At 33.1% G+C, this 24,344-nt stretch carries 18 protein-coding genes and 1 riboswitch; of the genes, 5 read left to right on the top strand and 13 right to left on the bottom strand.

Annotated elements, in window-relative coordinates; translation table 11 throughout:
• Nucleotides 1–548 precede the first annotated feature (548 nt).
• Both purL and IC221_RS08375 read right to left on the bottom strand, forming a co-directional pair.
• Nucleotides 549–4,235, bottom strand: a complete 3,687-nt coding sequence (purL, locus tag IC221_RS08380; protein ID WP_188168616.1) for a phosphoribosylformylglycinamidine synthase — start codon at nucleotides 4,233–4,235, stop codon at nucleotides 549–551.
• A 213-nt stretch (nucleotides 4,236–4,448) separates the two neighbouring features.
• A complete protein-coding gene (locus tag IC221_RS08375; protein ID WP_156152488.1) occupies nucleotides 4,449–5,354 on the bottom strand; it encodes a hypothetical protein in 906 nt (301 codons plus the stop codon).
• A gap of 222 nt (nucleotides 5,355–5,576) precedes the next feature.
• On the opposite strand from IC221_RS08375, the gene IC221_RS08370 reads away from it, so the two are divergent.
• From IC221_RS08370 to IC221_RS08355, 4 genes are all read left to right on the top strand, one after another.
• On the top strand, nucleotides 5,577–6,215 hold the full coding sequence (locus IC221_RS08370; protein WP_188168529.1) for a hypothetical protein: 639 nt from the start codon (nucleotides 5,577–5,579) through the stop codon (nucleotides 6,213–6,215).
• An 89-nt stretch (nucleotides 6,216–6,304) separates the two neighbouring features.
• A riboswitch (SAM-I-IV-variant riboswitch) is annotated at nucleotides 6,305–6,401 on the top strand.
• Nucleotides 6,402–6,462: 61 nt separating this feature from the next.
• A complete protein-coding gene (locus IC221_RS08365) occupies nucleotides 6,463–6,717 on the top strand; it encodes a hypothetical protein (RefSeq protein ID WP_188168528.1) in 255 nt (84 codons plus the stop codon).
• Between the two features lie 11 nt (nucleotides 6,718–6,728).
• Entirely contained in the window at nucleotides 6,729–6,902 is a 174-nt protein-coding gene (locus tag IC221_RS08360) for a hypothetical protein (RefSeq protein WP_188168527.1), read from the top strand.
• Between the two features lie 252 nt (nucleotides 6,903–7,154).
• Nucleotides 7,155–8,648: a hypothetical protein gene (locus tag IC221_RS08355; RefSeq protein WP_188168526.1), complete on the top strand. Its 1,494-nt coding sequence runs from the start codon at nucleotides 7,155–7,157 to the stop codon at nucleotides 8,646–8,648.
• A 16-nt stretch (nucleotides 8,649–8,664) separates the two neighbouring features.
• On the opposite strand, the gene IC221_RS08350 is transcribed toward IC221_RS08355, so the two are convergent.
• Nucleotides 8,665–8,964 (bottom strand): 2Fe-2S iron-sulfur cluster-binding protein, encoded by a 300-nt coding sequence (locus IC221_RS08350; RefSeq protein WP_188168525.1) that lies wholly within the window; start codon nucleotides 8,962–8,964, stop codon nucleotides 8,665–8,667.
• A gap of 460 nt (nucleotides 8,965–9,424) precedes the next feature.
• Between IC221_RS08350 and IC221_RS08345 the strand changes: the two genes are divergently transcribed.
• Nucleotides 9,425–10,747 (top strand): oligosaccharide flippase family protein, encoded by a 1,323-nt coding sequence (locus tag IC221_RS08345; protein WP_188168524.1) that lies wholly within the window; start codon nucleotides 9,425–9,427, stop codon nucleotides 10,745–10,747.
• A 71-nt stretch (nucleotides 10,748–10,818) separates the two neighbouring features.
• On the opposite strand, the gene IC221_RS08340 is transcribed toward IC221_RS08345, so the two are convergent.
• The 10 genes from IC221_RS08340 to IC221_RS08295 all read right to left on the bottom strand — a co-directional run bounded on the left by IC221_RS08340 (nucleotide 10,819) and on the right by IC221_RS08295 (nucleotide 24,243).
• The gene (locus IC221_RS08340; RefSeq protein WP_188168523.1) at nucleotides 10,819–11,913 is read right to left on the bottom strand and encodes a glycosyltransferase family 1 protein; all 1,095 of its coding nucleotides are present in this window, start codon (nucleotides 11,911–11,913) and stop codon (nucleotides 10,819–10,821) included.
• Nucleotides 11,913–14,093, bottom strand: a complete 2,181-nt coding sequence (locus IC221_RS08335) for an OmpA family protein (protein WP_188168522.1) — start codon at nucleotides 14,091–14,093, stop codon at nucleotides 11,913–11,915. The genes IC221_RS08340 and IC221_RS08335 overlap by 1 nt, the downstream gene beginning before the upstream one ends.
• A gap of 2 nt (nucleotides 14,094–14,095) precedes the next feature.
• Nucleotides 14,096–15,004, bottom strand: a complete 909-nt coding sequence (locus IC221_RS08330) for a type IX secretion system membrane protein PorP/SprF (RefSeq protein WP_188168521.1) — start codon at nucleotides 15,002–15,004, stop codon at nucleotides 14,096–14,098.
• A 4-nt stretch (nucleotides 15,005–15,008) separates the two neighbouring features.
• Nucleotides 15,009–18,152: an Ig-like domain-containing protein gene (locus tag IC221_RS08325; protein ID WP_188168520.1), complete on the bottom strand. Its 3,144-nt coding sequence runs from the start codon at nucleotides 18,150–18,152 to the stop codon at nucleotides 15,009–15,011.
• Entirely contained in the window at nucleotides 18,153–19,340 is a 1,188-nt protein-coding gene (locus IC221_RS08320; RefSeq protein ID WP_188168519.1) for a glycosyltransferase family 2 protein, read from the bottom strand. It abuts the gene before it with no gap.
• 198 nt (nucleotides 19,341–19,538) lie between these two features.
• Nucleotides 19,539–20,447, bottom strand: a complete 909-nt coding sequence (locus IC221_RS08315; RefSeq protein ID WP_188168518.1) for a glycosyltransferase family 2 protein — start codon at nucleotides 20,445–20,447, stop codon at nucleotides 19,539–19,541.
• 4 nt (nucleotides 20,448–20,451) lie between these two features.
• Nucleotides 20,452–21,075 carry a DapH/DapD/GlmU-related protein gene (locus IC221_RS08310; RefSeq protein WP_188168517.1) on the bottom strand — a complete coding sequence of 208 codons (624 nt, stop codon included), beginning with the start codon at nucleotides 21,073–21,075 and terminating at the stop codon, nucleotides 20,452–20,454.
• Nucleotides 21,065–22,270 carry a glycosyltransferase gene (locus IC221_RS08305; protein WP_188168516.1) on the bottom strand — a complete coding sequence of 402 codons (1,206 nt, stop codon included), beginning with the start codon at nucleotides 22,268–22,270 and terminating at the stop codon, nucleotides 21,065–21,067. The genes IC221_RS08310 and IC221_RS08305 overlap by 11 nt, the downstream gene beginning before the upstream one ends.
• A 3-nt stretch (nucleotides 22,271–22,273) precedes the next feature.
• The gene (locus IC221_RS08300) at nucleotides 22,274–23,164 is read right to left on the bottom strand and encodes a glycosyltransferase family 2 protein (RefSeq protein WP_188168515.1); all 891 of its coding nucleotides are present in this window, start codon (nucleotides 23,162–23,164) and stop codon (nucleotides 22,274–22,276) included.
• Nucleotides 23,161–24,243, bottom strand: coding sequence for a glycosyltransferase family 1 protein (locus tag IC221_RS08295; protein WP_188168514.1), 1,083 nt, complete (start codon nucleotides 24,241–24,243; stop codon nucleotides 23,161–23,163). Before IC221_RS08295 ends, IC221_RS08300 begins: the two co-directional genes overlap by 4 nt.
• Nucleotides 24,244–24,344: the final 101 nt, after the last annotated feature.

The following is a 24,344-nucleotide window of genomic DNA, read 5'->3' as shown; positions in this document are numbered from 1 at the left end:
ATGTACATTGTATTGTAGGTCTTTTAAAATAATATTTCATGTTCATAAAATAGTATCTACACAAAGATCACCTATCAAATATATATTGGATTAAAATAAGATAGTTCTTTTTGGGTTGTGTTTAAGTGAGTAATTTGGAAATGAGAAATAGATGTAATTTTTATTCTGTTCTTTTTGGGTATAATTGAAGATAACACTGAGTAATAGATAATCCTAATTTTAACGATCTGATTATTATACAATTTACAAAGGTTCTATGATTCTTCTTTTTTTGTATTAAAATAGTCCTAAACCATTAAAATACACCTATTTTGTTTTATATAAACGCGATATTATCGCAAAATGACTAACTAAAATAAAAAAAGATTAAACAAAGTGATAAAATAAAACAATTATTTATTTCTAAAGAATTACCTCAATGTATTCAAATAGTTACATTTTAACACTGTGCTTTTTTATATAACAAGTTTTGAAGGCTTTTTAGATTAAAAAAAACAGCTCATGATTTATTTCATGAGCTGTTAATCTATAGAATGATAACTTTAAACTTATTTCGTTTTTTCAGCTACCCAATTTTTAGCATTTACAAACGCCTCGATCCAAGGTGATACCTCATCAGTTCTATCTGATGGATAGTGTGCCCAGTTCCAAGGGAAGATTGCTCTTTCTAAGTGAGGCATCATTACTAAGTGACGACCGTCTTCTGAAGCTAATGCAGCAGTGTTGTAATCAGATCCGTTAGGGTTGGCAGGATAAGAAGTATAACCGTATTTACCTACGATGTTGTATTTCTCTTCTGCATAAGGGAAGTTGAATTTACCTTCACCATGTGCAATCCAAACACCTAAACGAGTATCCGCTAATGAATTCAACATTACTGTGTTATTTTCAGGAATCACCATGTTTACGAAACCTGACTCAAATTTATGAGAGTTGTTATGTAACATCTTAGGTTTTTCATCATGACCTTTTGTCACTAAACCTAATTCAACCATCAATTGACAACCGTTACAAACACCTAAACTTAATGTATCCTCTCTTGCATAGAAGTTCTCTAAAGCTTGTTTTGCTTTCTCATTGTATAAGAATGCTCCAGCCCATCCTTTTGCTGAACCTAATACGTCTGAGTTAGAGAATCCACCTACGAAAACAATAAAGTTTACATCAGATAAATCTTCTCTACCAGCGATCAAGTCCGTCATGTGAACGTCTTTTACATCAAAACCAGCTAAGTGCATAGAGTAAGCCATTTCTCTATCTCCATTCACACCTTTCTCACGGATAATTGCCGCTTTGATTCCAGAACGCTCTTTACGATCAGGATCAATTCCTAATGCAGCAAGTTTTCCTTCAAATCCTTCAGGGAATGAGTAGTGTAAAGGAGCATTTTTATAGCTTTCATAACGCTCTTTTGCTAATTCCTCACCACTTTGCTTTTGATCTAATAAGAATGAAGTTTTCGACCAAACGTCTCTTAATTCTTCTGTATTAAAGGCTAAAGTAGTTCCGTTGTAAGTTACTTCTGTTTGAGCACCTTCTACTGCCTGACCGATCACGTGATAAGCAACACCTGCTTCATTCATTACTGATGCTAAAGCTGCTTCGTCTTCCACTTGGAAGATGACTGAAGGCGTTTCAGAGAACAATACATTTGTCAAGTCAGCATTAGAGATTGCTGATAAGTCTACTTTGTAAGCAACATTTTGCTCAGGGAATGTCATTTCCAATAAAGCAGTAATTAAACCACCTGCTGAAACGTCATGACCTGAAACTACATTTCCTGCTTTAATTGAAGTTTGAATTGCTTCGAAACCATTCTTAAAGAAATCAGGCTTAGTAACTGTAGAAACTTTGTCACCTACTTTATTTAATACCTGTGCTAATGATGAACCACCTAATTCATGACCACCTTGAGCGAGATCTACATAAACTAATGATTTACCTACTTTAGCTACTGGCTCAACTACGTTTTTCAAATCGTCTACCTCACCTACTGTAGAAATAATTACAGTACCTGGAGAGTACACTTTTTCATCACCGTACTTTTGCGTCATCGAAAGTGAATCTTTACCCGTTGGGATATTCACTCCTAATGCTACTGCAAAATCAGAACAAGCTTCCACTGCATCGTATAAACGAGCATCTTCGCCTTCGTTCTTACAAGGCCACATCCAGTTGGCAGATAATGAAACATTACCTAAACCATGAGCTAGTGGAGCCCAAACTAAGTTCGTTAATGACTCAGCAATTGCGTTGATAGAACCTGCTGCAGGATCAATCAAGGCTGCTACTGGAGAATGACCAATTGTTGTAGCGATACCTGCTTTTCCTCTGTAATCACAAGCCATCACTGAAACGTTGTTCAACGGTAACTGAAGACTACCTGCTGTTTGTTGTTTTGCTACACGACCTGTTACAGAACGGTCCACCTTGTTTGTTAACCAATCTTTTGAAGCAACAGATTCTAATTGCAATACATCATTTAAGTACTCATGTACTTTTGAAGCTTCCACTTCAACAGCTGAGAAATTAGGAGCTACTTTTGTATCCTTCATGATTGTTTTTGGTGCTTTACCAAACATATAATCTAAAGGCATATCAATAGGAGCATTTCCTGTAGTTGTGTCTTTAAAAGTGAATTGCATATCGCCTGTCGTCTCACCTACTACGTAGAATGGAGCACGCTCACGCTCAGAAACTCTCTTTAAAGTCTCAATATTTTTCTCGTTGATTACTAATCCCATTCTTTCTTGAGATTCGTTACCCACGATTTCTTTATTCGATAACGTTGGATCACCTACTGGCAATTTGTCCACATCGATCTGTGCTCCTGTTTCTTCAACCAATTCAGAAAGACAGTTCAAGTGACCACCTGCACCGTGATCGTGAATCAATACAATTGGGTTTTCATCCGCCTCTGACATTGCACGAACCGCATTGTACACACGTTTCTGCATTTCAGGGTTAGAACGTTGAATTGCATTTAATTCGATAGAGTTAGAGAACTCACCTGTTGCTACAGAAGAAACGGCTCCACCGCCCATTCCGATACGGTAGTTATCACCACCCATTACAACAACTTTGTCACCTTTCTCAGGAGTATCTTTTAAGGCATCTCTTCTCTTACCGTATCCGATACCACCTGCCATCATGATTACTTTGTCGAAGCCATGTTTTTTAGCTTCTTCCTCATGTTCGAAAGTAAGTACTGAACCAGCAATCAATGGCATACCGAATTTGTTACCAAAATCAGATGCACCATTTGATGCTTTAATTAAGATTTCCATTGGAGTTTGGTAAAGCCATGGTCTCTCAGCCATACCTTTTTCCCACTGACGGTTATCTTCCAATCTTGAGTAAGATGTCATATAAACCGCAGTACCTGCCAATGGCATAGAACCTTTACCACCTGCCATACGGTCTCTGATTTCACCACCAGCACCTGTAGCAGCACCGTTAAATGGTTCAACCGTTGTTGGGAAGTTGTGCGTCTCTGCTTTTAAAGAGATCACTGATTCGAAATCTTTTGTTTCAAAGAAATCCGGTTTGTCTTGAGTAGCTGGAGCAAATTGTTCCGCTACGGGACCTTTAATAAATGCTACGTTATCTTTGTAAGCAGATACTAAGTTATCTGGAGTTTCGTTTGAAGTTTTACGGATCAATTGGAATAACGAAGTAGGTTTTTCCTCTCCATCAATCACAAAAATACCGTTAAAGATTTTGTGTCTACAGTGCTCTGAGTTTACTTGAGCAAAGCCATAAACTTCAGAATCAGTTAAAGGACGATTTAGTTTTTCGCTTACTTCTTTTAAGTAAGATACTTCATCATCACTTAATGCTAAACCTTCTTCATTGTTATAAGAAGCAATGTCTTCGATATGACGAATTGGTTCAGGCTCTACATCAATTGTGTAGATCGAACCGTCTAACCCTTCGTACAAAGCTTGTAACATTGGATCAAAATCCGCAGATTTTTCAGATTCAACGTGTAGGAATTCCTCAATACGGATAATTCCTTCAATACCCATATTTTGAGTAATTTCAACCGCGTTTGTACTCCAAGGAGTTAACATTTCTTTGCGTGGTCCTACGTACCAGCCGTCCAAAGATGTTTTTTCTGACAATACTGCATTGCCAAATAACCAAGAAAGTTTTTCTAGATTTTCTTTTGAAAGTGCCTGACCGGCGTGTACTGCAAATACATTGTCTGTATTGCCTTGGAAAAAGAGTACCATTTTGCCCAATTGATTTTTCAGAAGCCCAATAATGCCCCCAAAAGTAAGGGTTAATTTGCGATTTCTACACATTTGGACAAAAAAGTCACTAAAAAATTAAGTTAATATGAAGTTTTAGGTCTATTTAATAAAAAAATACATCCATTTACAGAGAAACGGATGTATAATTAACTTTCATTTATTGTCGTTAATAAGTAATCAGTGTACTTTCAACTAATTTAGAACTATATCCACATTGGCAATTGATATCGCTTTTTCTGATTCTAAGAAACGAATCAATTTAAAATTATCATTTGCGGGATCTTTAATATCCTGTAAATATTGATTGGTAAAATGCTCTGCATGAACAATGTTTCCATCAATATCTTTCCATTTGATAAATACGCCATTTATAGCTTTATCTGATTTCATTATTTCTCCTTGTAAAACTAAAGCGGCTTTTCTTTCAAATATTTTAATGATGTTATCATTCACTCTAAAATAACTGTTATTGTACTCAGCATTTAAGAAATGAACTTTAGGCTTAAACTCGGTGGTTCTTATCTCTACCGTTTCGGCAGTGTAAGGGATAGTTGTGACAACAATGTCTGAAAATGATAAATAGGCTAGTGCTGTAAAAATAATCGCTCCAAAAGAACAGGCTACAATCAGTGTTTTCAAAGATTCTTTTTCAATGACTCTTCTTTGTCTTTCTTCTTTCTTTAAAGAACTAAGTAACTGTAATGCTTTTTCATCTAAAGGATTTACCTCAAGACATTTGTTAGCAAAGCTGATCGATAAGTCTCTATCTTCTCTTCTTTCTTCCTCGTAGTACTTGTTAGCATAACAAGAAGAAATCATAAATAGGGTTTTTGAATCAAAAGGGTTAATTGTTAGTGCTTGATCGAGTTCGAATATTGCATCATCCCAATTTTTGTATTTATGATATCCGATTGCCCTTGCTAAATGCGAAGAAAAAAGATCCTGCAATTTTACCCATTCTCTGTCAGTAACGCCGATTTCTTTCGCCGCAGCTTTCAGATCGCTTTGGGTAATTACATTAGCACGACTTTCTTTGATTTCATATATCCGCTGGATGAACCTGGATAAATGATCTGAACTCATTATAGTATCTCGCATAAGGATCGTTTTGGGTATTAGTAACGTACTTTGTCTAATTAAATATAAACATTGTAGCGATCAGTTAATAATTATCTGATTCAACTTGCTTCTTCAATGAACTATATTCTTAGAATAATATAATTTTCTTATGGTATTTTATATTTACAACAAAGAATGAGGAAAAATTATCCTTAATATTCTATTTTTGATAAAATTTAATGGAATTAATCAATTTTAATCATGGATCTATCTCCCATCAATAATTTACCTGAAAAAGGAGAAAAAATATTTAAGGTTTGGAAAAGGTATGCTAAAGAACACTTCCCATATACTGACTTATATATTGAAGATCTTAAGAATGATATCCTACAGGCTTTATCAAAATCATTAAAAGATATTGAAAGAAAAGGGTATCATAAGCACAGAGAAAAGAAGAGCTGGGTAGTTGGTGTTTTCATGGAGATTCTAGCCAAAAACATCAATCAATATTGGTATAACATTTTCATTATCAGAGATAATAAAGATTTCAGTGGATTGCTATGGTTAAAGGCAATGTTAACGCATTTGGCTTCAAGTCAACAAGGACAAATTGAAGTCAACCGTATTTATAAACATTTATTGGATAAGCACTACCCTTTTGATCAATACGACATGCCTTCCAATGAAGAGGTAGATCAAAATAACCTTATTGCTGATCTAAATTATCAATCCAACTGGACAGAATCTGAACAATACCTTACTTCATTATTAAAAGACAGACTTTCTGTTACTATTGATAATAGAGGTCCTCGATTAATCACTGCTGAAAAGCTGTATGACATCTTTTCTGTTGATGACATTTATAATTTTACCGAATTAAACCTTTACATAAAAGAATAGATGTCACTGTAAATCTGATAGATATAATTCACACACAAATTGAAAATGTATATTTATTTTGATATTAAAATAAAAATAATCTAACTTTGTGTCATCATCAAGAATCCTTGAATGGATACCAACCGAGTTTAATCCACGGTGGTAGAAACGATGTGGTCCGTAGGATGGACAAAAACCTACCCCCACTTAATTTTCACGTTTTTTCTTGATGTCATTCAATGATTATTCACTTTATAATCTAAAAAAAATGACATTAAAAGAAGAATTCTACACACAGAAAGTCCACGAACTTTCAACACTACGTAACGAAGCATTGATTGATACATTTAATGCTGAAGTTGGAAACACTGCTTGGAGTAATCCTAGAGGTGTATTTCTTAGTGCCCTCAATGATGAAATCAGTAAAAGAAATTTCAAGGATGATCGATTGATCATAAAAAACGGTAGACTCTCCATTAAAAAGAGAGTTAAACTAATTGATAATCAACTTTCAACCCTTTAATTCCTATTACCATGAGTTTAGCACAAGATATTTACATACAGTTCGTAGATCATTATTCTACTTTAGATGACAAATCTTTAGTTCGAATTTTCAAAAAAGTGGGCCATAAGGTTTCTCACCACAACCATAGTTTAGTAGCAGCTTTAAAAGATGTTTTAGAAGCTAGGGGGTTAGTGGTGGCTTAATCCTATACCATTCGGGAGGAGATCACTACTCCTCCCTTTTCCTTTTTTCATGACAATCATTTCTTGTCTACTTTCAAAAAAATAGTTGAGTGTAAGGAGCTAACGTTATCATAGATATGTAGTATACAATCTTTGTATTGTGATTCGTTTATTCAATAAATCAATATCTTTTATTGATTAACGAAGAGTTTATAAATGAAATGTAAGCAATTTTGTATATTTCCATAAAATATTCAGCCTGATCTAACATTTATGAAAATTCTAATTTTTTCCGTTTTCTGCTTTACTTTCTTTCCGCTTTTTACATTTTCTCAAGCTACATTTATACCTAATCAAGAGGAGTATCTAACCATAGAAGATTGGAAAGATGAAGAAAATTGGACTTACGTAAATGGTAATAAAGAAAATAATTATCCCTCTAGTAATGATATCATTCTAACTCAAAATACTCGATTAAATATTGAATATTTAAGGATTGGTTTTAACCTAGATCAAATTAGTACTCAGCTCACCTATACTTTAGACCGACAAAACTTCAGATTAGTTATTGATCCAGGAGCTACCGTATCTTTCAAAATTGACTTACTGGGAAATATCACAACTTCATTTGAAATTGCTGGTCATTTCACACTTAATGAAAGTGTTACCTTCAATGGTAGTAGGGTTAAATTTACTATTGATGGCACCATGAATGTAACAGAAGATATTACTTTCAATAATGCGAACAACCAATTTGTTATTAATGAAGGAGGAATTGTCAATGTAAATGGTGATTTTAATTCATTGAATGGAGGAAGTAGTACTTATAGCAGTGACGGTGAACTTATAATCAATGGTGATTATAGAAATGATGGAAAAGCAGTTTTAGAAATTGGAGAAAACGGTAGTGGACGTATTAAAGGTAATATTGATTCCAATAGCGGAGGAGGTGGAACAATTAATGTTTATGGTCTGCTCCATATTGAAAACTCTGTAGATTTCTTTGGTAAAGAAACTTTATATGTAGATGAAAAAGGATGTTTGGTAATTAGTGGTAATGTATTTCTTACTTGCAATAAAGACATTAATGCTAACATATACGGTAAAGTTCAGTTTGGATCAACGACAAAATGCTCAATAACTGACGATGAAAATTGTAGAGAAAATTCCCCCAACAATCAGATTTGCGAAAAAATAAATGATGAAGATCTGCCTGTTGAATTGACCTATTTTTATGGTATTGCGGAGTCCGGACAGAATACGCTTTATTGGGAAACAGCATCTGAGATTAACAATAGTCATTTTGAAATTCAGAATTCTAATGATGAACAGCAATGGATTACATTAGATACCATTCAAGGAGCTGGTAATATAAATACCAAAGTAGAGTACTCTTATGTTGATTCTGTATCACTACAAAGGTTTTACAGATTGAAACAAGTTGATTTTGATGGTAATTATACGATTTATGGTCCTATCAATATTATCAATAATAGCGGGCCAATATCAGGAAAAATCTATCCTAATATCGTTACTAATGGAACAACTATAACAGTTGAAATACTAGGTGTAAAAACGAATTCAACTGTTAAGTCATTTTTAATTTCTTCAAGTGGCCAAATCATTGATGAAAATATATTATCGGTTAACATTGAAGGTGATTTCATCACAAACTACACTGTTCCAGAAGTTCCCTCCCCTGGAATTTATATTTTCCGAATATTATCTAGTAATTCAACAAGTGAAATGAAGTTCTATGTCTATTAGAAGGTAATCCAATTGCTTACATATACTTTTCCATCATTTCTTTATGCTTTTTAAAAGCCTTCACTTTCGCTTTTCTTTCCTCCATTAAGTCTTCCCTATTTAAAATAATTGAATCATCACAAACGGGACGATTACCACAGGCTAATTTCTTTTCTCCACCTATTTCTACAAGGCAAGAGTTACAAGTGCCAAATTGCCTAAGTGTTCTATAACAGGGAGCAGTAATACTCTTTTTGGCATTTCTAATTGTATCTACCAATGTTTTATCATTCTCACTGATTTCTACTTTTTCGCCATCAATACATAAAAAGTTCATAACACAAAAGTATTTGAAAAAAAGCAATAATTGATGTTTTAATTATTAATCAATCGAATAATAATTTATATTTAATATAATCGTATAACTGTATATTAAATTTATTTACTCATTTGTATAATTGCTTATACATTATTTAAATGAATATATAACATTCATTAGTATATTTACTTCTACATTTTTTATACTTAAATTTAATATGATATCATAGTACAATCAGATCAAAGATGAATTCAAGTTCCTCCCCTATTTACAAATTATTGTCTATTGCTTACTTTTCAAGGGTAATTGTTAAAGGTTATACATGTTATTTTAGTTGCAACTTGCAACTTTTATTTATACTATAATAATTACTTATATGATTATATGTAGTACTTTTATAAATGTTTGCGATAAACTAAAACTATTGTAAAAAAAATTATCTTATTTAAATAGTTATCACCCTTTATGACCTTTACATTTGAAAAAGCTATTACCATTTTTAGATAAATATCCTTTTATAACAACCTACTCACTCACCGTTTCAGAATTACTTTTTGGATACATACTTCTCTTTTTCATAACACGAGAATATAGTGCTGAAGATGTAGGTTTATGGTTTATATTCTTTTCCATATTTAATTTTTCAATTAATATAAGAGAAGGTGTTACTTACGTAGCATTAGTTAAGTTTTCATCAGGTAAGGATCATAAGGAAGCGTATAAGACCTATAAAACGGTAATTATAGCTATTCTTATCATTGAAGCCGTCATAGGATTATTGATTGTTTTCACTGGATATATTGATGTATTTCCTGATATCTCCTATTTTCTAATGGTCTACCCTATCTTTTCAATCACAAATAATTGTTTAAAATGGGTTGAAAATATTCATAAAAGTAGACATACTTTATATAGAGCTGTTATTATTAATCTTATCTCGCTCACATTACTTGGCTTCGCTCTCTATTATGTACACTATAATGCATTGAGTATACAAAACCTTGTATTGGTGATTGTAGCTGTTTATGGAATATCTTTCCTTATCTCCTTGACTACAATACCTTTTAAAGCCATTTTAATAAGTCCTTTTGATAAGAAAACTTTTAAAGAAATTATGCACTACGCTAAGCAAGGTACATTAAAAGCTTTATTTGGTACAGCTTCTTCCAAAATGACCTTATTTTTATCGGCAGGTATTATTTCCTTAAAAATTACAGCGATGTTGGGGCTAGCTCAACGTTATTTAGTTATTATTCTCTCTATCTCAAATGCAATTCAGCTGAGCTTCTATCCAAAAATAGTTGAGCTTTATGAGAAAGGAGACATTGAAGAGTTCAAGAAATATTTCTTACAGACTTTAGGTAAAGTCTACTTAATTATTCTTCCAATTTCCATTGGTTTCTTATTGTTAATCAAACCTTTTATCGTATTACTTCACGGTGATCAATATTCAGATTCTTTTCATCTATTGGTGATTCTTGTTGTTACCTCTTTATTTGCACCACTGGGAGCTTTTTTTGCGAGCTATACTAACGCAAAAGGTAAACCACAACTAAGCACCAATATAGTTGTAATGAACAGTATTGTATTGATAGTTCTTTCCTATGTGATGGTAGCTTACATGGGTGAAATTGGAACTGTATTACCTGCCTTAGTCACTGAAATATTAGGAGCTGTTGTGATATTTATATTCTATTTAAGAAATGAAAATATCAACCTTTTTAAGATTATCCCATTAATGCGTTTAGAGGCACTCACAATGATCTATCAATTAAGAAAGAAGATATTGAGAAACGTATAAAAATAAATGCTGAATTATTATGGTGTATTGACCTTAATTAATTCAGCATTTTTTATTTAAAACATCGAAAGTTAAACTTTAGAATAAACCTCTTTTGTTTTCCTAACACTCTCCTCCCAGGTAAATTTTTTCACCCACAGACTTCCCCTTTTTATAAGATCTTGTCTATAACTTTCATCATCAATAACTTTCATCATTTTCGATTGAAGATCTTCTTTCTCATATTCGAAGAAATCTCCACCTTCTCCTACAACTTCTCTTAATGATCCTCCTGTAGCACTCAAAACAGGTACATTAGATGCCATAGCTTCCAATGGAGCAAAACCAAAACCTTCATATAAAGAAGGAAAAACCAAAAGGTCTCCGCTATGGTAGAAATCAATTAATTGTTCATCAGGAATATATCCTTCAAATACAACATTCTTTAGGCTAAGTTCTTCCGCAATTTTAGGATAAATAGTTCGCTCTGGATACATTCCTGCTATCCTTAATTTGACGTGAGGGTATTTTTTCTCAATTGCTTGAAAAGCATGTAATAACAGTTGAAGGTTTTTTCGTTCCCCTAATCCTCCTGTATATATAATATTGAAATGGTTCTTTCTTTTATTCTCTTCTTTTGGTGGGTAAAATTGGTCGAAATTAATGCCATTATGAATTACATGTACTAATTCTTCTGGGTAATTTGCGTATTGGATTGTATCTTTTTTGGCACTTTCGGAAACTACAATAATTGGTACTCTTCGTTCTTTAAAACGTTGAATTGCCCATTTATAATACTTCATAAACCACTGATCTCCTTCATGAATATGTAATAATGAAACGTCATGCATGGTCACTACGAATTTAGCATTACTAAAATATGAAAGTGCTAATCCAGAGAGAAACCAATGAGCATGATATATTTTGTTTGGATCAAAAGATTTATTGAGCGCCTGTTTTATAAAGAGCGGTAAAACATATGGATGTAAATTTCTAAAAGATTTATAGAAATAACCTTTAATCCAATCGTATTGATCTTCATAAAAATGGTCTGCATTTGATGGTTTTGAAGGTTTAAAAAGTTGTATTGGAGAAGATTTATACATCTCCTCACCTAACTCAAAACTATACCGTCCTATCCCCGAAAAGAAATGCTGACAGCTCACTAAATTGATTTGATCTTCCATTAATAATCTAGAATTTTAAATTCTGTTCTTCTATTCAGCTGATGCTGAGATTCAGTACAAGAAATACAATCTACAGCATTTACTTTTTCACCATAAAATTGATAAATGAGTCTATTTGTATTAACCCCTTTTGCATTTAAGTAGGCAATAACAGACTTCGCTCTTCTTTTTGAAAGGTCAATGTTGTAATCATCACTACCACGCACATCACAATGCGATCCTAATTCAACTACTAGAGAAGGATTATTTGTCATAATCCTATGTAAATCGTTTAAGATTACTTTGGCTTCGGTCGTTAGATAAGCTTTATCAAATGGATAATAGATATTTTCAATTTCAAGTAGATCGTTTTTGATCATTCTCTTCAGGTAGACATCTCTACGAATTACTCCATCTTTACTAATATTTTGAGCATTTACACTAGCATCTTTTGTTAAGTATCCTGATGCAGAAACACTCAAATTCATGTTTTGATCTGGTGCCTTTTCTCCAAAAATAAATTGATAATGTCCGAAACGATCAGAAGCGTTTTTATCAAGTTGAATGTATTTGCTGTCTTGTAAAACAATTTGAGCATTAGGTATTTTCTCTTTCGTATTTTCATCAATAATATCACCTTCCATCCTAATCTGATTTCCTCTGACTAAGTCAACAATGACATACATTCCTCCAAACTCTTTTTCTAGGTATTTTGTATTAATTGTTTTTGGAATGTACCCCATTTGTGCAGCTTCCACTTGACAAAAATTATGTAGATCAACAGAAGTTGAGTAAAATCCTTTATTATCCGTTAAACCATTAGAAATTGGTTCTTTATCACAATCAGATAAGACGACAGTAGAGTTAGGTAATGGTTCCTTCGTTAAACTATCAACTACTAGCACTGATATATTATCTGGTACTTCTCTAAACCTGTAAATATCATCTGCTCCAGTTCCACCGTCTCTATTAGAGGAGAAATACCCGTTAAACTCCTCTATATCATGATCGATTGCTAAACCAAAATCATCCTTTGATGAATTAAAAGGATAACCCATATTTTCTACTGAAACTACCCTGTTATTTCTAATATTGGCTTTATAAATATCCAAACCTCCTAATCCAATATGTCTATCGGAAGAGAAGAAAAGCGTGCTATCATTATAAATAAAAGGAAATACTTCATTTCCAGAAGTATTAATCATTTCTCCTATATTATACGGAGGATCCCAACCTCCGGAAAGATTACGATGACTGACATATATATCTGTCCCTCCTTTTCCGTCAGCCATATCAGATATAAAATAAATAGTGTTACCGTCTTTGGTTAATGTGGGGTGTCCTACTGAAAACTCCTTGTTATTCAGTTCAAAATCAGTCATGCGTTGGAACTGCCCATCTTTGTATTTAGTGGTTCTTATTTCTAAATGATGTATATCAAAATTTTCTCCATCAATTACTTCATTTTTATCGACATTGATGGTTACATACATAGTATTAGAAGATTTATCAAAATAAGATGGGCCTAAATGATGGTTTGAGAATATATCTTTATCTAATACTTCTACATTGGTGTAAGCTCCAAGTTTTGTCTTATTTACCTTTACGAGATTAATAAATGAATACCCATCACGGTTATGAACATTGATTCTCTTTTTAAGAGGTCTTGATGAACAAAATGCAATTCCATTATTAAATATAAGTGGGCTAAAATCTTTCTGTTCAGAATTAAAAGATAAACCCTCAATGATGACATTAAACTTATTCCTTCTTAATTGTTTTAATTGATTGCCTTGACAAGATAAATAGAGATCTCTAACCTCATGATCTCTAGGATTTTTAAATAAATATTTTTGAAAGGCTTTTCCTGCTTTACTGTATTGTTCTAAAGACTTTAACATAAGTCCATAGTTCAACAATACTTCATCAGAAAGCTCCCAATTAAAGTTGACTAATTTTTCATAAACGCGTACAGATTCTTGATACTGTAGTGTATGCTGATAAGAATAAGCTAATTTATATTCTGAAATAATATCCAATTTATTGGCTTTTTCAAAATAATCGATGGCTAAAATATAGTCGCTTCTTTCAAAATATTCATTTGCTTTTTTCATGTACTTCGTATCATGAGTAGACTGAGCAAGTACAATAGTTTGAGACAATAGTTGAAGCAATAAAGTAAGTACAATCGTGTATTTCATATTTAAAAATATCTTGGACTCACAATCACATTATTCGTTCTTGATTTGATATTAAAACCCAATATTATTTCATGTGAGCCTGAAGTGGCTGTTTGTATATCTGTAACAGGAATATCATATCCATATCCAATCCTAAACCTCTTTTTGACGTCAAGTTGAGCCATTAAAGCAAAGCCATCTTGTGATCTGTAAGTGGCTCCCAACCACAACATTTTTTGTAAGATAAAAGTGGCTGTAATGTCAAGCTGTACATCATTATTGGTTACATACTTCAAGAGTGCCGATGGGACAAAATCGACGTTTTCGGACAGATTAAAATGAACGCCTCCCTTTAGAAAATAGTGCCTGTATTCTTGAGCTTCTGATGTATTTGTGATCTTGTTTTCAAGAATATATGGGATTGAAAAACTAACATAGTACTTATCACTATATAAGTATAAGCCAAAACCTGCGTTGATATTTGTCAGGTTTTCATTGTTTGCTCCAAAAGTTGGATCAGAGGGATTTTGAAGACTTATATTATTCCAATCATGCTTATATGAAGTTGTTGAAAGCGCTAGACCAAAAGATAAAGTTAGTTTTTCATTTAATCGAGTCATATAGGAACCTGCAAGTTGCATAGTATTGGTGGTAGAAACTCCAATTTTATCATTTACAAAATTCACTCCCATTCCCACTTTATCGGCTACTTTAAAAGAAGAATTAAAATTAAATGTATTTGGAGCACCTTCATAATCTACCCATTGCCATCTATTTAGTAATAGAAAGTCAATACCATCTTTAGTTCCTGCAAAAGCAGGGTTTATCGCCAATGTATTATAAGCATATTGGGTGAACATTGGTAATTGTTGTGCCTTCCCCTCATTTCCCATTATGTATATTAGTCCTAGAATTATAATTAGTTTTCTCATTTTTTTATCTCTTCAATACTACATAGCCATTAAATGTGTTGGTCTTATTGTTTAATTCAATCATTACCACATAGAAATAAGTACCATCAGGCAACGGCTCTCCATTATTATTATCTCCAGTCCATTCATTCGCATAACCATCTTTATGATATATTTCCTGGCCCCACCTATTATAGATCTTCAATTGATTGTCTTTATATCTCTCAATATTCTCAATAACAAACACATCATTAATCAAGTCATTATTCGGTGAAAAGCCATTATAAATAGTAATATCAATGGGTTCTTCTATGACTGTACCTGTTTTATAAACATCGATAATAAGCAAACCATACCCACAATCTTCGTCAGTATTACATAATCGATAATAAACAAAATCTCTTTCGCCGTCATCTCCTACTGAATCAGGAGCAGTATATAAAATGTTCAATGAATCTACTGCATCAGCAGATGCTCCTTCAAGGTTTGGAGAACCAAATAATGTAGTAACAGGTGAGGATAGATCAATATCAGTGACTAGATTTACTTTCTCTTCTAATGGGTGATTATAACTTTCACCCTCATATATTTTAACTGAATCAATCCAGTATAAAGAGGAGTTTTCAGAAACATAACCTTCATCTCCAATCAAAATTATACCCAATGCTTCATCTTTCTTTCTTGGACTACCGTTGTCATAAACTTCATAAGTGAAAATATCAACACCAGTATATCCTTTATTTGGGAAATAATGAGCTACCACAGAAGTATCACCATCTGAGATATTACCATCAAACAAAACAGAACCATTTAAAGGAGCTGTGATTTGGGAAACAGTGAAATAATCTAATCCGCCATCTTGGTCGTAATCATTTTCAAGAATAGGAAGCGTTACAGAAACATCTACATCAGTAACAGCAAAATCGTCCTTTGCTACTGGTGGTAAATTCTCAACAGGTGTTGGATCATCATCAACAACTGTGATAACTACTACAGCTTGATCACAATTGGCAGGTGTCGCAGCATCACAAATCTCATAAGTCAACTCATAAGTTCCTTCAAAACCTTCAGGTGGAGTATGTATAATTTCTCCATCAACAACCTCAAATTCTACACCATCAATATCTGGTTCTTCAATAATCTTTAGAGTTGAAGGATCAAGGTCATCTTCTGGGTGAAAATCATTTGCAATTACATCTATTGTTGCTACATCTCCATCTGGAAGAGTTAAGGTATCATTGACTGCTAGTAAATCATCATCAAAGACAGTGATATAAACGACAGCTTGATCACAATCAGCAGGGGTTGAATTATCACAAATTTCGTAAGTCAATTCATACTCTCCTGCAAAACCTTCAGGTGGTGTGTGAGTAATTTGACCATTTACAACTTCAAAATCTACACCCTCGATTGAAGGTTCTGAGACAATTCTTAAGGTAATTGGATTGATATCATCTTGAGGATGGGTATCGTTACCCAATACGTTTATAGTTACCGGATCACCATCTGGGAGCATTAAAGTATCATTAGTCGCAAGAGGATCATCATCAAAGACAGTAATTGTTAAAACTGCCTGATCGCAATCAGGAGGTGTTGAGTTGTCACATATTTGATATGTAAGATCATAAGATCCTACAAAATCTTCTGGAGGTGTATGTACTATCTCTCCATCAACAACCTCAAATTCAACTCCTTCAATATCTGGTTCATCGATAATAGTTAAAGTTGATGGATCTAAATCATCATCAGGGTGAGTATCATTGGCTAATACATCGATACTTATTTCATGTCCATCCGGAAGCGTCACCGCATCATCTACCGCCACTGGTAACACCGGAAAATCCACTAAAAAGAATCCTGTATCACAATAAATCGGTGTTCCTAAATCACATATTTCAAAGAATGCCGTATCAATGCCACTCGCATTCAATTGAGGTACAATTTTGATGTGACCATTATCTGATATTGTAAAGAATAAATCATTTACAGTGGATAAAGCTTTTAAATGATTTAGATTGAGGTTATCATCAGGATCGGATCCTAATTTACTTAAAGGAATACCTGTTGTGGTAAGGGAGATATCATATCGTACTACCGAATCTCTTAGAGCAATTGGTGGTTGATTAATACTACCTAATGCGATGTAAATAATGCCCGTATCACATAGGTTAGTAAAATCTTCATTACAGATTCTATAATCTAAGGCTAAAGTATCAAATAAGCCATCAGTTAATCCTACAGTTAGGTCAGTTCCGTTAAATGAGATTAGTGAAAGGTCATCACTATCAACAGGAGTCAATATTTCTAAACTCGAATAATCAATGTAATTATGATCTGCTAATAAACTATCAATAGTGAAAGTAACCGTATCATGCTGAAAAACGGTTACTAATGTATCTTCTGCAGTCGGTTCAATTAAAGCCTCTGGAACAAATTGTGCTAATGAAGCCTCTGGCGATGACTCTAATTGAAAAACGGCATCATTATAATCATAATCACCTGCTGAAATATCTACATTGTCTTCCATACAGAGTAGGAAGTCAAAATCTTTGGCTGAAGTTAAATCATTCGCAAAAATGATGGTCATCTGATTGTATAAAGTACCTGCTGTAAATGCTGCATTAAAGTCGCCATTCGTATAAAGTGTGTAATCACCGTCTGTAATGCCTCCGTTCCAACCCTGGGCAACGAGAAAGAAACCAAAAACTGTATTTTTAGGATAGGTACCCAAACTAATTCTCATTCCATTATCTACCACATCCGGACTTTCAATATTTGGAAAGATGATAGTTAGATCACCCACTTCACCTGTAGATTGAGGGATATCATCCACTGTGTAAGTATAAAAACCGAGGGTATTTCTCCACCCTGCATCTTCATAGAGCAAAGTAACAAATACTTCTCCTTCTGTTTTTAAATATATATCCGTTGCATTTCTATCTAAAAATGCATTACCAGAAATTCTTAATGAGTCTTCGATAAGTTCTCTAGTTCTATCTACTACTTCTGTGGGCACAGATATTCGTCCATCTAAATAAGAAGGTACACCTTTGTCATTCCAAGATCCTAGCGTAAGGTAATCATAGTGGGTTTTCAAAGGAATCATTGCCAATAGCAATGTCAACAATGGTGTAAGAAGAAGTCGATATGTTTGGGTGGTTTTGAACATTTATTGTCGGTTTACTTTTTCCCAGATGGAGGAATGGTTACCCTGCAAAAATTTGAAAAAGCCTAAAAGAACGCAGTAGTTCATAAAAGCATAGTAATAAGGGAATAACAATCCTTTGATCTGTACTTTATTTTTCTTTAAAAATCTTCCAACTAATGCTGTTGCATAAGCGAGAATCTGCATAAAAAGTGTGAACTCATATATTCCTCTTAACTCAAATGCTAAATAAATATTGAGAACGAATATTAATGGTAAGGCAAAAGGGACGATCAACCACCTTAATACCCTATGTGATATATATTGAAAAGAAACCCAACCATATTTGAAGAAGTTGAGCATTGGTAATAACACTAGCATAATCTGAAAACCTCCTGATGCAATTCGAACTTTACGTGTCATCTCATCATTTACAGAAGCTGAAGATGTTTCAGTGGCATAGGCATTTTTTTCATATGCCACCTTAAACCCTTTTTGAACAATATGCATAGTAATGAAAAAATCATCTAAAATTATTTCTTTGGGAATTGAAGGATATAAAGAAGTGCGGATTGAGAAAAGTTCTCCAGCACCTCCCATTACACTGGTCAGTTCTGCGTCCCATTCTTTTAGTTTAGATTCATAACGCCAATAAGCTCCTTCTCCCTCGGATGCTGCACCATTTGATGTTGGTGTAACAACCTTCTTTTCTCCGCATACTCCCCCTACTTTAGGATCTCTGTAATGATTCGTCAAATGAATTAATGCGTCTCTATTAATCATAGTATTGGCATCGCAACAAACCACAATATCTGTCTCCACAAATGTCATGGCTCTATTAAGTGCTTCCGATTTTCCACATCTCTCAGGAGAGTGTAGCAACTCAACACCTAGATCTTTGTATTTCCTGACAATGTCAGGTGTTTCATCAGTACTTCCATCTGTAATGAAAAGTATTTTTTTCTTTTCTGTAGGATATTGAAGTGCTAATGTATTTTGTACTTTCTCATCTATTATTGATGCTTCATTATATGCAGGAATAATAATTGTCACCTCAGGACAAGCTTCATCCGTCCATATTGAGTGATCTTCCCTATGGTTAAAAATTCTTCTAATTAAAAGAATTGTATAAAGCAATATCGGATATCCAACAGCACTGTAAAGTACAATAAATAGGAGTCCCCAAAATAATAATTGGTAATTAGCAGTCATTTCTAGGTTATTTAACTGTTAGTACTAAGACTAATTCTTTTAATTTTATTTTTTTGTATAATCTCATTCTATTGATTTAACTACATAGCAGTAAAACTAGACAGTAAAAAAGGTTATAAGATTTAAAAAAAACAGCTTAAAAATTTCAATGATTTAGATTTTAGTACATAAACAAAGTACAAAATTTAAGTGGAATTTCTAAGCGTATTTTAGTCCATCTTTGGGTTGTGCCATACTTTTATTAAAAAGATACAATAGTGCTGATAAAAGACCTGCCCTTAATGCAGTATTTAATTTTTTATCTTTATTGAGCAAAAACACATATCTTTTAGGAAAGGAGAGCACCATAAAAAATAAAAGGAAACCAATAAAATAAAAAATGGGGTAATTCCGGTACATAAATAAAATTCTATTTCTAGTCATATAATATTCTTTCAATGGACTCAATTTTCCAACTGAAATAGACTCTTTATGTAGAATCATCGCATTACCGTTATATTGAATTTCATAGCCTGCTTTTCGAATTTTTTTACACCAATCCATTTCTTCATAATAAAGAAAAAAAGCTTCAGGTATACCTCCAACTTCCTCCACAACTTTCCTTCTGAGCATCATCGCAGCTCCATGACCAAAATAAGTTTTCTTGATATTATCATATTGTCCTTGGTCCTGTTCTCTTTCTCCAATTACACTATTTCTACCTGTAAAAGGATTGATATCTGTGAAACCCGAATATTGAATTGTATTAGGTGTGTAGTAGTAGTGAATTTTTGGACAAACCATCCCTACTTTCTCATCTTCAAGTGATTTTAATAAAGGTTCAAATGAATTTTTAGTAACAACGGTATCATTATTAATGAAAAAAAGAAAATCTCCTTTTGAAGCTTCAATACCTAAATTATTTCCACCTGCAAATCCTAGATTTTCTTCCGATACAATTACTTTGACCCTAGGGTCTAACTTTTCTAAAATAATAGAGATATCTTTTTGTGAACCGTTATCTACAATTATCCATTCTGAATCTTTGGGAGCAAATTTCATCAACGATTTCACTAATTCTAAAGTCACATCTAGTTGCCTAAAGTTTACTGTAATAATAGAAAGCATAATATCAAGTTTTGGGGATTTTCTCCCAGTTTTTGGTTTCGAAATTATATTTTTTAACTAAACGAATTGGATTTCCAATAGCCACATGATAGTCGGGTATATCTTTATTCACTACACTTCCTGCTCCAATTACGCAATGCTTGCCAATATTTACACCTTGTGTAATTGTTACGTTAGCTCCGATCCATGAATTTTCACCAATAGTAATTTTTTTTGTATTTACTCCCTGATCCACAATGGGAAGATTAGGGTCTTCAAAAACATGGTTTAATGCTGAAGCAACTATATTTTGAGCAAAAAGTACATTATCTTTTATTTCAACTGGGCCAATGATTGTATTTCCAATACCTACGATTACATTATTACCTATGACTAAATCTCCAACTGCATTATTGAGTGTCACAAAATCTTCAATGATACTTTTTTCTCCGATTGATATTTTGTTAAATGGGAATAAGTCTAGCCGAGCAGACGAACGAATTACGGCCTTTTTCCCCCGTTTAATATAAAATGGAAATAAAAACAATCGTACCCAAAAACGGGGTCTGTAATACAACACCAAAGATTGATGAATAAACTGTTTGAGCCAGTCATTATTCTGAACATATAGTTTTAAACTACTGAGCATTTCTATTTATTTTATTGAGGTAAATATTGTGAAATTGACTTGCTCTGTTTTCCCACTTATTATTTTTGGCAATTTTTTTCCTTTGAGTGACTTGCTCCTTCGAATCTTTCAAAGCTTTTGTTAACTCTTCCACAAAAGAAGCGTCATCGTTATAAATATGAATAACATCTTTAAAATCATCCAAATTTGTAAAAGGCGTGGTCAAAACTGGTTTTCCTACACTTAGATACTCATTGATTTTTAAAGGATAAATACATTGTGTCAAATCATTACAAAGAAATGGGATTATACAGGCATCAGAATAATAAATTAAATCAGGTACATCCTCCATTTTCTGAGGTCCTAAATAATGCACATTATCATAATCTAATAATTTACCACCTCTGAATTCTCTTTGATTAATTGGTCCCACAAGAATCAGTTGCAATTCTGGATCATTACTAACAATTTTCTCCAATAATTTATAATTAATTCTCAGCCCTATATTTCCTACATAAGTGATCCTTTTTCCTTTTGGAATATTTTTTAGAAGATGGGATTCAGAATACTGGTCTCTTTGGAAAAAATCATAATCAGCTCCATTATAAACTGTTTCAATTTGCTTCGCATAAGGTTCCAATCGATATCTTAAATCATCTGAAGTAGTAATTACTAAATCTGCATTTTCAGCTGCTTTTTTCTCCGCTACAACCCCATGTTTTGCGATATATTTCTCCCCTTCAATCAGATCTACACAATGATAGATTGACATAATGTATTTTTTCTTGGAATGAACTGAAAAATAGACAGGGTTAAATGAATTGATATAAACAAAATTATCTTTCACATGGAACCGATCTAATACTGTATCAATACTATTCCAAATGGTTTTACAATTTTTAGTTTTTAATTGATTATAAATCAGTCCAGGAGGAAGAAAATTAATTGGAAAAACCGGTGGCGGACAAATATTTATAAAGTTGGGATAATCATCAAAAGGCTGAAAATAGAACACATCGTTTTTCCAAAGTGCCTTTCTCTTTTTCAATTGTTCTTTATACGCTTCGTTTGTAAGATCTTTAAACGTGTAAGGATGATCAACATAAAATACTAATCTATCTCTAGACCACTTTTTCGCTAAAGAGATAGATGTAGCACCAAACTGTTCATCGACTCTCGTTAGTGCTTGTAATACAATGGGTCTAAAAATATGCATAGTTTATGATTGAAATTGTTTTTGATATTTAAAGTTTGAGGCAGAGTATTTCGGGAAAAGTAGAATTAAATCAATCCACCAATAAAAGATGAGTTTTAGTCCTCCTAAAAATAATTTAGGTCTAAAGAAATACTTAAATGTACTCTTTAAATTCATTAATTGATGATAGAAAAAGACTTCCCAATAGATCGTCACCCATGGTGAAGTGTTTCTATATTTATGATAAAGATTCGTGTTTTTATAATAAAGAAGAAACTCACTTTCTAGGATTTTCATTCTAGATTTCATCTTAGAAAATGATTCTTGACGTGGAGGGTGACAAACTTTCATTTCCTCCACAAAGACGATTTCTCCTACTTCTCTCATTCTCCAAGCAAAATCAGCATCTTCGTTATGTGCATAAGGAAAAGTTTCATCAAAACCATTGAGGTATTCAAATGTTTCTTTTCTGAAGGCAACATTACAAGTTGGTACCGCAGGATTTCCTTCTAGGTTTTCAATTTGATGAGTGAGTGGCGTCACCTCTTTTTTGAAAGTATAAGTAAGGCCTTCAAGACCAACAACTTTTTCGTTATTATATAGGTTTAAATGAATAATTTGTAACCAATTTGAATCGGGTATACAATCATCATCTGTAAATGCCAGTATTTCTCCTGTAGCTAATCTTGCTCCTGTATTTCTTGCTTTCGCAGGACCTGCTTTTTCTACTTCAAGAATTGTCCAACTTTCATTTTGACCATACCTCTTTTCTAATTCCTTTTTGGTATCATCTTTACAAGAATCACAAACAACAATCACCTCATAATTTGGGTAATCGAGTGTATTTAATGCCTCTGCCAAGGTAAGCATAGACGACATTCTGTTGTGAGTAGGTACTATAACACTTATTTTCATGACATCAGATTTTCGTAAATACTTTCTAGCTCGTTGGTGGCTTTTGACCACGTATATTTTTTAGCAACTTGTATCCCTCTTTGTTCAAACTCCTTCTTTAGATTTTCATCCTCCATTAACTTTATAATATTATCAGCAAGTTCTTCTGGAGCAGAAGACGAAAGTAATGCACCATCTTTGAGTACTTCTCCTAAAGAGCCTTCATTGGATGAGACCGTTGCTGTACCACAAGCCATTGCTTCTAATGGAGGAAACCCAAACCCTTCGAATTTCGAAGGATATAAAAAAGCATCAGCTGTTTGAAGGAAATTTTGCAAGTCCTTTTCTGCTACATACCCCACAAATGAAACATTCTTTAGATTGTACTTTTCAACTAAATCAGGAAGGTTGGTATATGCAGCGTTGCCACTTCCTATTTCCATATTGAACTCTAATCCTTTTTCTTCAAGAATTCTAGCAACCTCAATCAATGCTACTGCATTTTTATGTACAACGCCTAAACCTCCTAAGTAGCGAATTGTAAATTTTTTATTTTCTGTTTTAAGGTCCTTATCCCAATAAAATGTAGAGTGATCAATTCCGTTATATACCACTTTTACTTTATCAGGGTCAGCATCAGTCATTCTTACCAAATCTTGTTTGGAAGTTTCTGATACTGTTACTATTAAATCAGAGTACTTAATAGAAGTGTTTAACTGATACAAATAATATTGATGTACAATCGGATTTGTATTTTTAAAATGAAGAGGAATTACGTCGTGAATTGTCACTATATTTTTACCAGTCTTTTTTTTATTTGACCAATAGTACCCCGTAAATGCATCAATATTATCTGCATGATATATGGAGAATTCTCTATGTTGATGATTTAGTTCTCTAGACATATAAAAGGGTGCAATATAGTTTCTTAAGTTTCTTAACGAGCGATGATGATAGTGATTCGTAAACGGAAATTCAGCTCCTTTTTTTCTTGAGAGTAAGATCTCTAAACCGTCTCGGTACATTCCTTGGGCTAATCTTTCTGAATATTGACCAATACCAAACTTTCCTTCTAAACATGAAAGAAATTGAATATTCATTTTCTATTGGTTTTTGTTATTTAACTAAAATACTAAATAATATCAGCATGATTCATAAAATATAAAGATTGTACAAAACAATGTTATATAGAGTATACTAA

This window comes from Flammeovirga sp. EKP202 (genome assembly GCF_014534745.1).
Lineage (GTDB): Bacteria > Bacteroidota > Bacteroidia > Cytophagales > Flammeovirgaceae > Flammeovirga.
Note: the sequence above shows the minus strand (reverse complement) of the source record. Positions and strands in the feature narration are given on the sequence as shown.

Coding starts and splice junctions, on each gene's coding strand:
- IC221_RS08335 (WP_188168522.1), bottom strand. CDS start 14,093: ATGAAATACACGATTGTACTTACTTTATTGCTTCAACTATTGTCTCAA.
- IC221_RS08300 (WP_188168515.1), bottom strand. CDS start 23,164: ATGAAAATAAGTGTTATAGTACCTACTCACAACAGAATGTCGTCTATG.
- IC221_RS08330 (WP_188168521.1), bottom strand. CDS start 15,004: ATGAGAAAACTAATTATAATTCTAGGACTAATATACATAATGGGAAAT.
- IC221_RS08305 (WP_188168516.1), bottom strand. CDS start 22,270: ATGCATATTTTTAGACCCATTGTATTACAAGCACTAACGAGAGTCGAT.
- IC221_RS08350 (WP_188168525.1), bottom strand. CDS start 8,964: ATGAACTTTTTATGTATTGATGGCGAAAAAGTAGAAATCAGTGAGAAT.
- IC221_RS08340 (WP_188168523.1), bottom strand. CDS start 11,913: ATGGAAGATCAAATCAATTTAGTGAGCTGTCAGCATTTCTTTTCGGGG.
- IC221_RS08370 (WP_188168529.1), top strand. CDS start 5,577: ATGGATCTATCTCCCATCAATAATTTACCTGAAAAAGGAGAAAAAATA.
- purL (WP_188168616.1), bottom strand. CDS start 4,235: ATGGTACTCTTTTTCCAAGGCAATACAGACAATGTATTTGCAGTACAC.
- IC221_RS08375 (WP_156152488.1), bottom strand. CDS start 5,354: ATGCGAGATACTATAATGAGTTCAGATCATTTATCCAGGTTCATCCAG.
- IC221_RS08360 (WP_188168527.1), top strand. CDS start 6,729: ATGAGTTTAGCACAAGATATTTACATACAGTTCGTAGATCATTATTCT.
- IC221_RS08365 (WP_188168528.1), top strand. CDS start 6,463: ATGACATTAAAAGAAGAATTCTACACACAGAAAGTCCACGAACTTTCA.
- IC221_RS08355 (WP_188168526.1), top strand. CDS start 7,155: ATGAAAATTCTAATTTTTTCCGTTTTCTGCTTTACTTTCTTTCCGCTT.
- IC221_RS08325 (WP_188168520.1), bottom strand. CDS start 18,152: ATGTTCAAAACCACCCAAACATATCGACTTCTTCTTACACCATTGTTG.
- IC221_RS08315 (WP_188168518.1), bottom strand. CDS start 20,447: ATGCTTTCTATTATTACAGTAAACTTTAGGCAACTAGATGTGACTTTA.
- IC221_RS08310 (WP_188168517.1), bottom strand. CDS start 21,075: ATGCTCAGTAGTTTAAAACTATATGTTCAGAATAATGACTGGCTCAAA.
- IC221_RS08320 (WP_188168519.1), bottom strand. CDS start 19,340: ATGACTGCTAATTACCAATTATTATTTTGGGGACTCCTATTTATTGTA.
- IC221_RS08295 (WP_188168514.1), bottom strand. CDS start 24,243: ATGAATATTCAATTTCTTTCATGTTTAGAAGGAAAGTTTGGTATTGGT.